Source organism: Salinicoccus jeotgali (assembly GCF_039538805.1).
Lineage (GTDB): Bacteria > Bacillota > Bacilli > Staphylococcales > Salinicoccaceae > Salinicoccus > Salinicoccus jeotgali.
The window spans coordinates 39,789-54,127 of the sequence record NZ_BAABCK010000013.1 but is presented as its reverse complement, the minus strand read 5'-3'; the positions used below and the strand labels follow the sequence as shown (position 1 = coordinate 54,127).

The window sequence follows — 14,339 nt, the reverse complement described above, 5'->3', positions numbered from 1 at the left end:
ACCGGAGCGATTCCGGATTTGATTACATGAACAGAGAGGGGCATTTCCATGAATGTAGCAGTGATCGGCGGAGGCGGACGTGAATATGCACTGGCAAAAAAATTGGCCCAATCGACACGGAGCGATATCGTCTACGCCATCCCCGGAAATGACGGCATGAAAGAATTTGCTGTTACGGTGCCGGAATTGAACGAGACGGATTGCCGGGGCATCGGGGAATTCTGCCTGGATAATGATATCCAGTGGGTGGTCATCGGACCAGAAGCATCTCTTGAAGCTGGGCTTGCGGATCATCTGGAAGAGTTGGGAGTGGATGTATTCGGTCCAAAGAAGAATGAAGCCAAGATTGAGTGCTCCAAAGCTTTCGCCAAAGACATCATGAAGCGGTACGATATTCCGACCGCTTCCCATCGCATGTTCACAGACCAGGACTCGGCACGGGACTATATAAATGAAACTGGTGCACCGGTAGTCTTGAAGAAAGATGGACTGGCGGCAGGCAAAGGCGTGATTGTGGCCATGGACATGGCAGAAGCATTAGCAGGTATAGAGATGTTGAAGCCGGAGCAGGACGCCCCTGTCGTTATCGAGGAATTCCTCGAAGGCGAAGAATTCTCCTTGATGGTGCTGGTCAATGGATCTTATACCCACTCCTTTGAAATAATGGCCCAGGACCACAAACGGGCGTATGACGGGGACACAGGACCCAACACAGGGGGGATGGGAGTCTATGCACCCGTCCATCATATTGATGAATCGCTGAGGCAAGAAGCTGTGGACAAGATTGTGGAGCCCATGGCCCAGGCGATGGTCGATGAGGGACTCGATTATTTCGGGGTACTTTATCTGGGAGCGATCGTCACCCGTGATGGCGTCAAAGTCATTGAATTCAATGCCCGCTTTGGAGACCCTGAAGCCCAAGTCCTTCTGGATCTCATGGAAGATGATTTCATTGATGTGCTGGAGAAGGTTAAGGCCAAGGAACCGTTCAGCCTGACCTTCAGAGACGGCTACAAGGCGGGTGTCATGCTGGCCTCAGGCGGTTATCCGGCTGCCTATGAAAAGGGATGTGAAGTCGATTTCAGCGCCGTCAGGGCAGACTGCGCTGTGAGCGGCCTCAAACAATCCGGCGATGCCTGGCGGACGGATGGTGGCCGGGTATTGCTCGTAACCGGTGAGGGGTGCACCATTGAAGAGGCGGTCGAAGCTGCATATTCAAACGTTGCCCAAGTCACGTTCACTGAAGGCGGCTTGTTCTACAGGCGGGATATCGGTGGGCGGGCACTCAAAGGCTGAGCAGCACCTTTAAAGGTTATATACATGCAAAAAGAGATTGTCGGCATTGTGCCGGCAATCTCTTTTATTCGAAAGCGTCTTGAATGTCATCTTTAGTCTTTTCAGTGCTTTTATCGTCCTCATTTTTTTCTCGGTCTTCGTTGGAGTCTTCTCCTCTATAAGCTTCTTCAGCTTCCTTTTTTGTTTCTTCTTGTCTGTCTTTATCGCTGAAATCCATGATAATCACTCCTGTTTTATAAGTATCGATATCATATATTATTATTTCTTATCTGCTGTTAGTTGGTTTATACCCGTGCATTTCAGAGCCTAAACATGACACTCCACAATTTATTGTGATTTATTTCATTCAGGCATGTGCCATTCGATGCATTTGATGGGCTTTTCCTCTATAATGGGAGAGGATACTGAGGTGAAATTAAAATGAAATGGTTGAAGCAACAGGGAGAAGTGATCATCAGCATCCTTCTCGGTACTTTTTTTGTTATTACAGGATTATTCATTCTTTTTAATGTTGGCAGGATAAGAGGCGAAGGTGATGCCCAGACGCCTCCAATAGATACAATCTTCGACCTGATGAATGCATTTTTCGTAGAAGTGGTCAACGTACTGGCCATGGTGATCGGTAGTTTTCCGATTATAGCCGGCATTCTGGTCATCTTGTTTGGTGGCGTGATGTTTTTGGTGGCGAAACTCATCCGCAGGACCACAGAGTTTGATACAGAGCTGTCGTTTTTCTTCCTGACACTCGCTTTTGTGCTCTTTTTAATGACGACCCTTCTGATGTTCCAGGTCTACGGCTGGCTGTCGCTTCTGTTCATGCTGGCTTTTATCGTCCACATGCTCTACAGCATATTCAACGAGCATCTGGATCCGGAGCATCGCAAGGAGCATTATATGGTCATTCTCTTTTTCTATGGGTTGGCCTACTTCTTCACCCAAAACGCAGTCTATTCGGATATCGACCGGACAAAGGCGCCTGAGGATGTTTTATCGATCAATATGTTTTTTGCCATCATATGGGTGTTGTCCCTGACGGCACTATGGGTTGGAGTGTTCCTCTCCAAATCCAAAAATCTGCTGAAGAAGCCGAAAAAAGGTGATGCAGCGACCCTTTCCCGCAGCACCGGACACAGGCTCAATCCGAACGATTATCTGAGGTTCTCACAGAAACTCTATAACTTGCGCAACGGCATGCTGAACCGGGTGAAGGATTTTATGGAATTCGACTTTCCGAAGTGGCTGCGTCCGAATTATATCGAGCTGTTGCTGGGCGCACTTGTCCTGATTTTTGTCCTGATTGAATTCAACAACAGGAACGGGGTCTTTACAGAAGGCCATTTCAGAGTGTCGGATATGCAATACATCTATGAGTGGGTCAACTTGTTCCTGGCGCTGTCACTAGTTGTCATCTACTTGTTTACAACATTTTTCAACATGACCCAGAACAAGTATTACCATACGCAGATGATCGTCATAATCGCTTTGTGGCTCAAGGTCACGGTAAGTTTGTATATTACGGTATTCCGCGACGTGGAGCTATCGTTGTTCATCTTGCCATTCAATGTGCTGCTTGTCCTACTGACTACGCCACTTGCCCTGATCAGCATATTCAAAGAATTCGACAAGGGGAGATAATATGAAGGAAATCGAAACACACCATTACACGGGACGTGTAGATGACCCGGATATAAAAGAACGTATCCATCAGCATATAAGCGGATGGACGGAGACTGTCAGAGGTGACGCCCCGGTCTTCGTCGGATTTCGTTCCGACGAAGGTGTCAGGCGTAACCAAGGACGGCCTGGTGCACAACTGGGGCCGGTCAAAGTGCGGGAAAAATTGGCTTCACTGCCATGGACAGCACCTATCTACGACTATGGCAGCATCGTTGGAGATACGGATCTTGAAGGCTCCCAAGCCGCGTTGGGACGGGCTGTGTATAAGGTGCTCCATAATAAGCAGTTCCCGCTGATAATCGGTGGCGGGCATGAAACACTCTACGGACACTACCTGGGCGTGCGGGCAGCCTACCCCGGCAAAAGAATTGCAGTGCTTAATTTCGATGCCCACTTCGACCTCAGGGACGAGCGGCCATCTTCTGGTACAATGTTCCATCAGATATTGTCTGCCGATCAGGCGATCGACTACTATGTGGTCGGCATCCAACCATCCGGCAATACAAAAAGCCTGTTTGATGCCGCCGATCGTTTTGGAGTGAAATATGCTGAGATGGAAACAGTCAGGAAAACGACCATTTTTGGCGAGATGCTGGCTGAACTTGCAGAATATGATGCTGTCTTTGCAACTTTATGCATGGACTCCGTGCAGCAGGGAGTGGCGCCAGGCACTAGCGCTCCTTCTGCTGACGGATATACGGCTGTGGAAATCCATGATATGGTTGGGAAAATGGCTGAGCTTAAGAATCTGGTGAGTTTTGATATAAGTGAAGTATCGCCACCGCTCGATGTCGACGACCGCACAAGCAGTCTCGCTGCGAGCCTGTTCCATAGCTTCATGACCAAGAAGGAGTCGTTCCAATGAATACAGTGCAATTGAAAAAAGGACATGAAAAACCGTATCTGAAAGGGCAGTTGAATCTTGACGGGGAGGATCTGAGTGATGACACTTTTCTTGGTGATGGTGAAATCGTCCGTGTCGAAGATACATACGGCCGACTAATCGGCATCGCCATGCTCAGCTTCGAGCAAAAGACAAAGGGCTGGATATTGACAAACGGTGAAGAAACGATTGATGATGCATTCATCGAGTCGCGCATCCTGAGTGCAATCGATAGAAGGGAACCACTCTACAACGAACCTGACACAACAGCATTCAGGCTGTTTAATGAAATCGGTGATGGCATCGGTGGTTTGGCAATCGATAACTATGATGGCCACCTGCTTGTGACCTTCTATTCGCGCGGCATCCATAAAATAAGAGATCTGATCATCAAGACGCTGATGATCAGGCTGAAGCCGGCCTCCATCACCGAACAGACCCGCTTCAGCGAACAGGGACGCATGAACATCGTCAACCGCAGGGTGACGGGCAATGTCGAATTCCCGGTTACAGTCAAGGAAGCAGGTTTGTCCTACAGTATTCATCTTGAAGACGGCCCCATGACCCGCCTGTTCCTCGATCAGAGGGAGACGCGCAAGGCTCTCGCCCAAAATATGGCGGGTGCGAAAACGTTCCTGAACTTGTTTGCGTACAGCGGCACATTCTCCATTGCAGCGGCAGAAAGCGGGATGGCGACGACAAGCGTTGACTTGGCGAAGCGGACCAACGAACTGATCACGGATAACTTCAATGCCAATAACCTTTCCACCGATGGGCATACGATCCACATCATGGAAACGTTCGAATACTTGAATTACGCAGCCCGCAACAACAAACGTTTCGACCAGATCCTGATAGACCCACCGAGCTTTTCCCGCTATAAGAAAAAGGTGTTCAAAGTCGAACGCGACTATCCAAAACTTATCGAACAGGCACTCATGGTACTGAAACCCAAAGGCCGTCTGGTGTTGAGCCAGAACCTTGAAACTTTCACATTGAACCAGTTCAAGCAGCAGATAGACCGCACCATCGAAAAGGCGGGGCGATCCTACTCATTGACAGACGTCAAGGGACTACCGAAGGATTTCCCAACTGTCAAAGGATACAAACGGGGCAAATACCTCAAAGTCGTCACTGTAGATCTCAATGACTAGTCTTGTTTTCATCATCCTTAAATAGGGTATATTTTGAAGTGACTTGCATATGAATAAAAGGAGTTTTGGATATGTCTGAGATGATGACGAACGACGTGGAAGAAAAGCGTAGGAAGGCACGTAAAATGGTCGACAGAAAAGCGATGTACTCTTCCGTTGCAGCCATTCTGCCCATTCCATTCCTTGATATCGGTACAGATGTCAAGTTGATGCGGGACATACGCAGTGGGGTCGAGGAGATTTTCGAGCTCAATCACCGGCAGGTCAATGAGATGTCGGATGATCTCATGAACCGCGCTGCAGTAATGGCGACCAGCATGGGAAGCGAATTCCTTGGAGGTAAGGCGAGAGGCATCCTATTTAAGACGTTCGGCAAGAAATCCGGGAAAACCCGCTTTTCATTCTTGACGATCTTGAGTAAAATCATCGGCGCGGCAATCAGCTATATGCTGATGAAGAAGCTCGGCTATGAATATATCGAACGCTGTGCCAAAGTTTCCTAAATTTGACTGGCGTATTATGATGCTCTTTTGGCAACGATGCCAAAAGGGCGTTTTTCACGGCATCGCGACCGCTCTGTGACCAACTTGTGAAAACTGGAAGATGGACAGGCAAAGTTTATTTTCCAATGCTTGTGGTATATTAGAATATCATTGCTGTACATGGTACAATAACAGCAAACATGTATGACAATCATGTAATTCCATCACGCAAATAAAAGGAGACTAACGCAATGGAACAAAAATCTTATCTCATTACAGACGAAACAGGTATACACGCAAGACCAGCAACAATTCTTGTGCAGACTGCATCCAAGTACGACTCTGACATCCAGCTTGAGTACAACAGCAAAAAAGTGAATCTGAAGTCCATCATGGGTGTCATGTCACTTGGTGTCGGCAAAGATTCCGAAGTGACTGTCTATGCTGAAGGCAACGATGAAACTGAGGCCATTGAAGCAATTACAGAAACACTCTCAAAAGAAGGATTGACTGACTGATGTCCGAGATATTAAAAGGGATTGGTGCAAGCGACGGCGTGGCCATCGCCCCCGTCTATTCATTGGAGGAGCCTGATCTGTCATTCGACGACAAGTCGATAGAAGCAGGGCAGGAAGACGCTGAAGTCGAAAAGTTCAAGGCTGCCTTCAACCAATCGAAAGTCGAAATCACGAAAATCAGGAATCATGCGGAGCAGACGGTGGGACCGGAGCACGCGGCGATATTCGACGCGCACCTGCTCGTACTCGACGACCCGGAATTCCTGGGTCCGATCGAAGCCCACATCCGCAACGACCAGAAGAGTGCGCCTCAGGCACTTCTGGAGACTCGTGATCAATTCGTGGCCATCTTTGATGGCATGGACGATGAGTATATGAAGGAACGTGCAGCAGACATCAAGGATGTGTCAAAGCGGGCACTCGCAAACATGCTTGGCCGGGAGCTGCCGAGTCCAAGCAAGATTGACACTCCTGTCGTGATAGTGGCAGAAGACTTGACGCCTTCTGATACTGCCCAATTGGATAAGAATTTTGTCAAGGGGTTCGTCACGAATGTCGGCGGCCGAACTTCCCACTCCGCAATAATGTCCCGTTCGCTGGAGATTCCTGCAGTGGTTGGCACGAAGAATATTACGGAGCGTGCCCAGGTCGGTGACGATATCATCGTAGATGGCAGTGCAGGAGAAGTCATCCTGAATCCATCCGAAGAAGAAGTCCTTGTTTATAAAGATAAAGAAGCCAGGGTAGCAGAGGAGAAGGTTGAACTTCAAAAACTTGTCGACGAGCCTTCCAAGACGATGGACGGTGTCACGGTTGAACTCGCTGCGAACATTGGTACGCCGGATGACCTTTCCGGTGTCAAGTCGAACGGCGCTGAAGCAATCGGACTGTACCGTACGGAATTCCTCTACATGGGCAGGAATGAACTGCCGACTGAAGAGGAGCAGTACGAAGCATATAGCGAAGTGTTGAAAGAGATGGATGGCAAGCCGGTTGTAGTCAGAACACTTGATATCGGCGGCGACAAAGAATTGCCTTACCTTGATCTGCCGAACGAAATGAATCCGTTCCTTGGTTTCAGGGCGATTCGTATGACACTTGATAATCAGGAGCTATTCAGAACACAGCTCCGCGCATTGCTCCGTGCAAGTCAACATGGTGATCTTAAGATCATGTTCCCTATGATTGCGACCATCGATGAGTTCAACCGTGCCAAGGCATTGCTTATCGAAGAGAAAGATAAGCTTGTCGAAGAAGGCGAGAAGGTCAAGGAAGATATCGAAGTGGGTATCATGATTGAAATACCTTCTGCAGCCATCATCGCCGACCAGTTTGCAGAAGTCGTCGATTTCTTCTCGATTGGTACAAACGATCTCATCCAGTATACAATGGCGGCAGACCGCATGAATGAATCTGTGAGCTATCTGTATCAACCGTATCATCCGGCACTCCTGCGCCTCATTAAAATGGTTATCGATGCTGCCCATAAAGAAGGTAAATGGGCAGGCATGTGCGGTGAAATGGCGGGGGATGCTCACGCCATCCCGCTTCTTCTCGGTCTTGGACTCGATGAATTTTCCATGAGTGCGTCTTCAGTGCTGAAAGCGCGCAAGCAGATATCGGGTCTCAAGAAGACAGATATGGAGCGTTTGGCAGCAAGGGCGGTTGAATGTAAGGATACAGACGAAGTGCTTGCCCTCGTTGAAGAATATGTAGGCAGAGTATAATGAATATGCGCATGGCCGTGGCCATGCGCATATTTTTATGGGTATAATGGCAGTAAATGATGAGAGGTGTGTCTCGATGAACGGACATACGCGCCGCCCGGTCGAACTGTATTTGTCTCTACCTATTTTCGCTTTTGCACTATTCGATTTTGCCAACACGATATTCAGCGCCAACATAGTGACTCTATTCTTTCCCCAATACATCACGGAAACGGTCGGGACCAATCCGAGGCTCGAGCAGATAGCATCGACTGTCATCGCCTATGCCAATGCGGTGGCGGCTTTGATGCTGATTGTCTTCGCCCCGCTCTATGGTGTGGTGATGGATCGGACCGGGAGGCGGAAGCGGTATGTCGTGGCTTTCACATTGATATGCGTCGCCGCTTCGATCGGTATGGGAATCTTCGGCGGGGAAGCGGATGAGCGATGGTTTGGCTTGCCGAATGGCTTCGTTTTGGCAGTAGTGCTCTTTGTCATCGCCAAATTCGCCTTCAATTCAGGGAATGTATTCTACGATGGCATGTTATCGAGTCTTGGCAATAAAAAGGAAATACCGCTCATTTCGGGGTACGGCGTGGCACTTGGATATTTAGGTACATTATTCGGTATATTTTCAGTCCTGCTACTGATTGGCGACCGTCCAGTCCATCATACATTCTGGCTATCCGGGGTGCTGTTCCTGATATTCAGTCTGCCGCTCTTTTTCATCCATAAGGATAAACCACAGGAAAAGAAGCCGAAACAGCATTTCCTGGCAGGCTATAAAGATATATATGCCACTTTCAGGGAAGCACGTTCATCTCCTTCCATATTTTATTTTATGATCGCCTATTTCTTCATCAATGACGCGTTGGCTACTGCAATCGCCATGATGCAGCCCTATGCGGTGACAGTCGTCGGATTTTCGCCGGGGGCTTTCCTGATCATCTTCATGACAGCCACAGTGTTCAGCATCATCGGCGCGATCGTCTTCAGCTTTTTAAGCCAGGGGCTTGGTTCAAAACGGACATTTACAATCATCGCATGCCTACTTCTCTTCGCAGTGGCAGTAGCGGCGATACCTTTACCGATGTGGACATTCTGGATTGCAGCGGCTTTATTCGGCATCGCCATGGGATCGACTTGGGTGGTTTCAAGGACACTGATCATTGAACTGTCACCGGAGGGGAAGGAAGGGCAGTTCTTCGGCCTATTCGCCTTCAGCGCCAAAATGAGTGCGGTTCTCGGCCCATTGGTGTATGGCTCAATCACCTGGCTGATGGCGGACTATGGTGTAATTGCATCGCGCGTCGCCATCTCAAGCCTGATGCTCATGATCATCATCGGCCTGCTGTTCCACAGCCGTATAAAACGTGCGGGTTCCTCGAACTAAATCTTTGAAATCAACGATGTAAAAGCGTACAATTATATCATGAGAATGATAGTTTATTCACAAATTTGTCATTGATCGTTGTCAAATCGATCAGGATAAATTGATTATAAACGTTATAATTAAGCATACGATTACAAAGAGGTGATTGAATGGAAGATGTGGTTTTGGGGCGTGTATTGACAGCGTCTACATTAGGGTTCCATATTATCTTTGCGACAATCGGAGTAGGTATACCGATTGTCTTCATGGTACTTGAGTTCCTGGGGGTGAAGAAGAAAGACGCTGCGTACTTGACGATGGCAAGAAGGATTGCCAAAGGCTACACGGTGACAGTCGCCGTTGGGGTCGTGACCGGTACGATCATCGGTCTGCAGCTTTCCTTGATATGGCCTGATTTCATGCGGCTCGGTGGGCAGATCATTGCGCTACCGCTATTTATGGAAACATTCGCCTTCTTCTTTGAAGCAATATTCCTTGGGATATTCCTATATACTTGGGACCGCTTCAAGAATCCTTGGCACCACTGGCTCTTGAACATTCCGATTGTCATCGGGTCTTCGCTCTCGGCAGTATTCATCACAACGGTGAATTCATTCATGAATACACCTGCTGGTTTCAATATGGTTGATGGAGAGCTCATCAACGTAGATCCGCTTGCGGCGATGTTCAACCCGTCGACTTGGGTCAGGGTATTCCACGTAGTGGTGACGGCGTATACGACGGCAGTATTCATCATCGCCGCCATCGGTGCGTTCAAACTCCTCCGTTCGAAATTCGAGGAAGATAGGGAGTATCACAAGAAAGGCCTTAAAGTCATGATGGTGCTTGGGCTTGTTACAGCATCACTGACCGTTCTGGCCGGAGACCTCTCAGCCAAATTCCTGCATGAGCACCAGCCTGAGAAATTGGCTGCGATGGAATGGCATTTTGAAACGGAGGACAACGCTGATCTGGTCCTTTTCGGTACAATTGATGAAGATACGAATGAGGTGAGCTATGCACTCAAGATTCCAAGTGCACTCAGCTTCCTGGCAGGCAACTCCTTCGATACCGAGGTGACCGGGCTCAATGATATACCGGACGACGAGCAGCCACCGCTCATCATCCACTACTTCTTCGACATCATGGTCTTCTTCGGGATGTACGCACTTATGGTATCGATCATATACTTCATAGCGAAGTTTTCGAAGTTCGACGAACACCATCCTGCACTGCTTTATGCCTATGTATTGACCGGCCCCCTGACCATGGCTTCAATAGAAGCAGGCTGGTTCCTGGCAGAGATGGGTCGCCAGCCATGGATCTTGCGCGGCTACATGCGGGTTTCTGAAGCCGTCACCCAGGCTGATGGACTGGGCATCACGCTGATTGCCTTCGTGTTGCTGTATGCGGTGCTCGGGGTCACCACAATCTATGTGCTGCTCCAGATGTTCAAAAATAAGAGTGCCACAGCAGAACGCATTGAAATCTATGGAGAGGACTATGAAGGAGGTCGGTTGCAATGAATTATGAAATCATCGGGGTAGCAGTCCTATGGACCTTCCTGTACGGCTACATCATAGTATCCGCAATCGATTTCGGTGCCGGCTTCTATAATTTCTATTCGAAGCTGACGGGGGACGACAGCATCATCAGTCCGATCATCAAGCGTTATCTGAACCCGGTTTGGGAAGTGACGAACGTCTTCTTCGTCTTCTTCTTCGTCGGCATCGTCGGATTCTATCCGGATACCGCCTATTACTATGGGACAGCGCTGCTGATTCCAGCGAGCATTGCGCTCATCCTATTGGCGATACGGGGGAGCTACTACGCCTTCAACTCCTACAATAGGGAGCCGAAGTTATCCTGGGCGTTCCTCTACGGTGCCACAGGGTTGCTGATCCCCGCTTCGCTGTCGATGGCGCTCGTCATTTCTGAAGGCGGCTACATCATCGAGAGTGCAGACGGTGTGCGCCTCCAGCTTGAAGAGCTCCTCTTCAGCACTTACGGCTGGTCCGTCGTCTTTTTGGCTGTGGTCATAGTACTCTATGTATCAAGCGGGTTCCTGACGTTCTACGCAGCGCGCGCCAAAGATTCACAGGCGCTCCACCTCGTACGCAGATGGTTCCTGATCTGGACGTTGCCGATGCTCTTCATCTCGCAGTTCGTCTTCTTGGGGCTCCGTGAACATAACAGGGAACACTTCCTGCGTGCGCAGGATTACTGGTATATGTTCGGGCTCAGCCTTGCAGCGATGGGGGTAGCGGTGTACCTGATCTGGAGGAAGCGCCGTTTCGGTCTGGCCTTCATAATGATCATGCTGCAGTTTGCCTTCGCCTTCTACGGCTATGGCATCAGTAAACTGCCGTATATACTGTATCCCTACATCGACATCAATACTTCGGTTGTAAACGAGAATATGGCCTTCAGTTTGACAGTGGCCTTCATATTAGGTTTACTATTATTGATACCGAGTCTCGGTATGCTGCTCAGACTCTTCCTGTTCGATAAGGATTATGTACAGGGGAAGGGCGACAACAAGTATTGATATCCTAAACGAATAGGTGATGAAGATGAAAAAGGACTATGCGGTGATCGGCCTCGGCCGTTTCGGTGCCAGCATTGTACGGGAACTGATTGAACTCGAAATGGATGTACTGGCGGTCGACATAGATGAAAACCGTGTCAATGAATATGCCGATATCGCAACCAAGTCGGCCATCGGCGACACTACTGATGAAAGAGTGCTTAAGAACCTCGGTCTCGGCAACTTCGATAATGTCATCGTCGCAATCGGTGACAATATCCAGTCGAGTATCCTGACGACGCTGCTCCTTAAAGATCTCGGGGTCAAGCATGTGAGCGTCAAGGCACAGAACAATTATCATGCCCGTGTCCTTGATAAGATCGGCGCTGATATGGTGATCCACCCTGAGCGCGATATGGGGAAACGCATCGCCCATAAGCTTGCATCCACTTCCGTACTCGATTACCTTGAACTCTCGGATGAGCATTCGATCGTTGAGATCAGAGCACAGGAGAACCTGGCGGATCAATCCTTGCTGGACTTGGATATCCGTGCAGAATACGGAGTCAGTGTAATAGCGATAAAACGGGATGAGGACATCATTGTCAGTCCAGACCCGACGGTCAACATCCAGAGGGATGATATCCTGATTGTAATAGGCGATGATCAGGATTTGACCCGGTTTGAAAAATTACTCATAGACTAGAAGAGCACCTGTGGAAACTTCCACAGGTGCTCTTATCTATTCATTACTTCTTCTTCTTTTCATTGACCCTCATGATGGTAGGCAGGATCATCGGTTTACGATGGGTCCGCTTGTAGAGGTGGTTGCTGAGTTCTTCTATGATGAGCTGCTTCACGTGGTACCATTCCACATGCTCTTTTGAGTTGAGCAGGTTGATGATATCCGCTTTTATCTTCTTCTCTGCACCACGGATCAAGCCGTAGGATTCCCGCATATAGACGAAACCACGTGAGATGATGTCCGGGCCGCTAAGAAGCGTCTTTGTATTGAAGTCTATCGAAACGACGACGATTGCGAGCCCCTCCTCAGATAGGTCCTTCCTGTCCCGGAGGACAATGTTGCCGATGTCGCCGATACCCGTACCGTCGACGAATACTGTGCCTGCCGGTACGCGGTGGCTATGTCTTGCACTATCCCGTTTCAATGCCAGAACATCACCGATTTCCATCAGGAAGACATCGTCCGGGTCCATACCTGTGTTGACTGCCAGCTGCTTGTGAAGATGCAGCATGCGGTATTCACCATGGATCGGCATGAAATATTTAGGGCGCATCAGACGGAGCATCAACTTCTGCTCTTCCTGTGAACCATGCCCTGAAGTATGGATGTTTGAGAGCTTTCCGTGGATGACATCTGCACCCGCTTTGTAGAGGGCGTTGATTGTCCGGTTGATGCTCAGCGTGTTGCCTGGAATCGGAGATGAGCTGAAGACGACCGTGTCATCAGGGATTATGCTGATTTGACGGTGCGTGCCGTTGGCTATCCTGGATAGGGCAGCCATCGGTTCACCTTGGGAGCCTGTACACAGCATCATCACTTTGTGCTTTTCGATGCTGTTGATCATTTTTGGCTCGATGAATGTTTCAGGCGGCGCTTTGATATAGCCCAGTTCCAGGCCGATTTTGATATTGTTTTCCATACTGCGGCCGAAAATGGCGATTTTACGGTCGAACTTGATCGCCGCGTCTATTGCCTGCTGTACGCGGTAGATGTTGGAGGCGAATGTAGCGAAGATGATTCGTCCTGTACACTTGCGGAAGATATCCTTTACATTCTGGCCGACTTCCTTTTCGCTTGTGGTGAAGTTCGGCACTGTAGCGTTTGTTGAATCGGAAAGGAGGCAAAGGACCCCTTCCTCCCCAAGCTGTGCCATTTTCGCAATGTTTGCAGGTTCGCCTACCGGTGTGAAGTCGAACTTGAAGTCACCTGTGTGGACGATTGTGCCTTCAGGTGTCCGCACGATGACGCCATATGCTTCAGGGATGGAGTGTGTGGTCAAATAGAATTCGACTGTCATGTGCTTGAACTTCAATACAGTGCTCTCTTCGACCGGCTTAAGCTCTGTCGATCGGAGGAGGCGGTGCTCCTCCAGCTTGTTGCGGATGAGTCCAAGGGCCAAAGGCCCGGAATAGATGGGCACATTGAATTCTTTCAGCAGGAAAGGAATGCCGCCGATATGGTCTTCGTGGCCATGGGTGACGATGAGCGCGCTGATTTTCTCCTGGTTCTCTTTAAGATATGTGTAGTCGGGAATGACATAGTCGATTCCCAGCTGTTCGTCGTCCGGAAATTTGATGCCTGCGTCGATCATGATGATTTCGTCTTTATATTCAATGCAATATGTGTTTTTGCCTATTTCCCCGAGTCCCCCGAGGGCAAAAACGCCTACTTCACCTTTTTCCAGTGTCATCAGATATCCTCAACCTTAAAGTCTGCATTGTTATTCTTTTCGTACTCCAGGTGTGCGGGACTTAATTCCTGGACGAATTCGATGTTGAGGCGGCTATCTTTCAGTGCTGTGCGCACTTCGCTCTCTGACTCTGCCTCAAAATACCGTGTTATTGTCTCTTCACGGATGATGCGGCTATCTAGTTGTTCTTGAAAAAAAACTTTAAATACTGCCATTATATGATTTCTCCTTTTGATTTGATTATATGGATGGCCATTAACAAAAAATTTGTGTTGCATAAAGCAACACA

Annotated in this window: 14 protein-coding genes; 11 read left to right on the top strand and 3 right to left on the bottom strand. The window is 48.9% G+C overall.

Annotation, left to right across the window (positions count from 1 at the left end):
* Positions 1-48 precede the first annotated feature (48 nt).
* Complete coding sequence (gene purD, locus ABD734_RS02710; protein ID WP_344701158.1) at positions 49-1,296, top strand: phosphoribosylamine--glycine ligase; 1,248 nt, start codon at positions 49-51, stop codon at positions 1,294-1,296.
* Between the two features lie 64 nt (positions 1,297-1,360).
* Here the strand turns inward: purD and ABD734_RS02705 are convergent, their stop codons facing one another.
* Positions 1,361-1,513 carry a hypothetical protein gene (locus ABD734_RS02705; RefSeq protein ID WP_344701156.1) on the bottom strand — a complete coding sequence of 51 codons (153 nt, stop codon included), beginning with the start codon at positions 1,511-1,513 and terminating at the stop codon, positions 1,361-1,363.
* 203 nt (positions 1,514-1,716) lie between these two features.
* Here ABD734_RS02705 and auxA point away from each other — a divergent pair, with 203 nt between their 5' ends.
* The 10 genes from auxA (at position 1,717) to ABD734_RS02655 (ending at position 12,321) form a co-directional block, all read left to right on the top strand.
* Positions 1,717-2,931 (top strand): lipoteichoic acid stability factor AuxA, encoded by a 1,215-nt coding sequence (gene auxA / locus ABD734_RS02700; RefSeq protein ID WP_344701155.1) that lies wholly within the window; start codon positions 1,717-1,719, stop codon positions 2,929-2,931.
* 1 nt (position 2,932) lies between these two features.
* Complete coding sequence (locus ABD734_RS02695) at positions 2,933-3,838, top strand: formimidoylglutamase (RefSeq protein ID WP_344701153.1); 906 nt, start codon at positions 2,933-2,935, stop codon at positions 3,836-3,838.
* Complete coding sequence (locus ABD734_RS02690; RefSeq protein WP_344701151.1) at positions 3,835-5,010, top strand: class I SAM-dependent rRNA methyltransferase; 1,176 nt, start codon at positions 3,835-3,837, stop codon at positions 5,008-5,010. Before ABD734_RS02695 ends, ABD734_RS02690 begins: the two co-directional genes overlap by 4 nt.
* A 71-nt stretch (positions 5,011-5,081) precedes the next feature.
* Complete coding sequence (locus ABD734_RS02685) at positions 5,082-5,513, top strand: hypothetical protein (RefSeq protein ID WP_344701149.1); 432 nt, start codon at positions 5,082-5,084, stop codon at positions 5,511-5,513.
* Between the two features lie 230 nt (positions 5,514-5,743).
* Positions 5,744-6,010 carry a phosphocarrier protein HPr gene (locus ABD734_RS02680; RefSeq protein WP_344701147.1) on the top strand — a complete coding sequence of 89 codons (267 nt, stop codon included), beginning with the start codon at positions 5,744-5,746 and terminating at the stop codon, positions 6,008-6,010.
* On the top strand, positions 6,010-7,737 hold the full coding sequence (ptsP, locus tag ABD734_RS02675; protein WP_344701145.1) for a phosphoenolpyruvate--protein phosphotransferase: 1,728 nt from the start codon (positions 6,010-6,012) through the stop codon (positions 7,735-7,737). Before ABD734_RS02680 ends, ptsP begins: the two co-directional genes overlap by 1 nt.
* Positions 7,738-7,813: 76 nt before the next feature.
* Positions 7,814-9,109, top strand: a complete 1,296-nt coding sequence (locus ABD734_RS02670; RefSeq protein ID WP_344701143.1) for an MFS transporter — start codon at positions 7,814-7,816, stop codon at positions 9,107-9,109.
* A 149-nt stretch (positions 9,110-9,258) separates the two neighbouring features.
* A complete protein-coding gene (locus ABD734_RS02665) occupies positions 9,259-10,614 on the top strand; it encodes a cytochrome ubiquinol oxidase subunit I (RefSeq protein ID WP_344701141.1) in 1,356 nt (451 codons plus the stop codon).
* Positions 10,611-11,636: a cytochrome d ubiquinol oxidase subunit II gene (locus tag ABD734_RS02660; RefSeq protein WP_344701139.1), complete on the top strand. Its 1,026-nt coding sequence runs from the start codon at positions 10,611-10,613 to the stop codon at positions 11,634-11,636. Before ABD734_RS02665 ends, ABD734_RS02660 begins: the two co-directional genes overlap by 4 nt.
* A gap of 25 nt (positions 11,637-11,661) precedes the next feature.
* Positions 11,662-12,321 (top strand): potassium channel family protein, encoded by a 660-nt coding sequence (locus ABD734_RS02655; RefSeq protein ID WP_344701137.1) that lies wholly within the window; start codon positions 11,662-11,664, stop codon positions 12,319-12,321.
* A gap of 43 nt (positions 12,322-12,364) precedes the next feature.
* On the opposite strand, the gene rnjA is transcribed toward ABD734_RS02655, so the two are convergent.
* Together rnjA and ABD734_RS02645 are read right to left on the bottom strand one after the other, a co-directional pair.
* Entirely contained in the window at positions 12,365-14,050 is a 1,686-nt protein-coding gene (rnjA, locus tag ABD734_RS02650) for a ribonuclease J1 (RefSeq protein ID WP_344701136.1), read from the bottom strand.
* Complete coding sequence (locus tag ABD734_RS02645) at positions 14,050-14,265, bottom strand: RNA polymerase epsilon subunit (protein WP_344701134.1); 216 nt, start codon at positions 14,263-14,265, stop codon at positions 14,050-14,052. The genes rnjA and ABD734_RS02645 overlap by 1 nt, the downstream gene beginning before the upstream one ends.
* Positions 14,266-14,339: the final 74 nt, after the last annotated feature.

What these genes read in the sequence shown, in the direction of transcription:
- ABD734_RS02680 (WP_344701147.1), top strand. Translation starts at nt 5,744, where the DNA reads ATGGAACAAAAATCTTATCTCATTACAGACGAAACAGGTATACACGCA.
- ptsP (WP_344701145.1), top strand. Translation starts at nt 6,010, where the DNA reads ATGTCCGAGATATTAAAAGGGATTGGTGCAAGCGACGGCGTGGCCATC.
- ABD734_RS02670 (WP_344701143.1), top strand. Translation starts at nt 7,814, where the DNA reads ATGAACGGACATACGCGCCGCCCGGTCGAACTGTATTTGTCTCTACCT.
- ABD734_RS02690 (WP_344701151.1), top strand. Translation starts at nt 3,835, where the DNA reads ATGAATACAGTGCAATTGAAAAAAGGACATGAAAAACCGTATCTGAAA.
- ABD734_RS02645 (WP_344701134.1), bottom strand. Translation starts at nt 14,265, where the DNA reads ATGGCAGTATTTAAAGTTTTTTTTCAAGAACAACTAGATAGCCGCATC.
- ABD734_RS02695 (WP_344701153.1), top strand. Translation starts at nt 2,933, where the DNA reads ATGAAGGAAATCGAAACACACCATTACACGGGACGTGTAGATGACCCG.
- ABD734_RS02665 (WP_344701141.1), top strand. Translation starts at nt 9,259, where the DNA reads ATGGAAGATGTGGTTTTGGGGCGTGTATTGACAGCGTCTACATTAGGG.
- purD (WP_344701158.1), top strand. Translation starts at nt 49, where the DNA reads ATGAATGTAGCAGTGATCGGCGGAGGCGGACGTGAATATGCACTGGCA.
- auxA (WP_344701155.1), top strand. Translation starts at nt 1,717, where the DNA reads ATGAAATGGTTGAAGCAACAGGGAGAAGTGATCATCAGCATCCTTCTC.
- ABD734_RS02685 (WP_344701149.1), top strand. Translation starts at nt 5,082, where the DNA reads ATGTCTGAGATGATGACGAACGACGTGGAAGAAAAGCGTAGGAAGGCA.
- rnjA (WP_344701136.1), bottom strand. Translation starts at nt 14,050, where the DNA reads ATGACACTGGAAAAAGGTGAAGTAGGCGTTTTTGCCCTCGGGGGACTC.
- ABD734_RS02705 (WP_344701156.1), bottom strand. Translation starts at nt 1,513, where the DNA reads ATGGATTTCAGCGATAAAGACAGACAAGAAGAAACAAAAAAGGAAGCT.
- ABD734_RS02660 (WP_344701139.1), top strand. Translation starts at nt 10,611, where the DNA reads ATGAATTATGAAATCATCGGGGTAGCAGTCCTATGGACCTTCCTGTAC.
- ABD734_RS02655 (WP_344701137.1), top strand. Translation starts at nt 11,662, where the DNA reads ATGAAAAAGGACTATGCGGTGATCGGCCTCGGCCGTTTCGGTGCCAGC.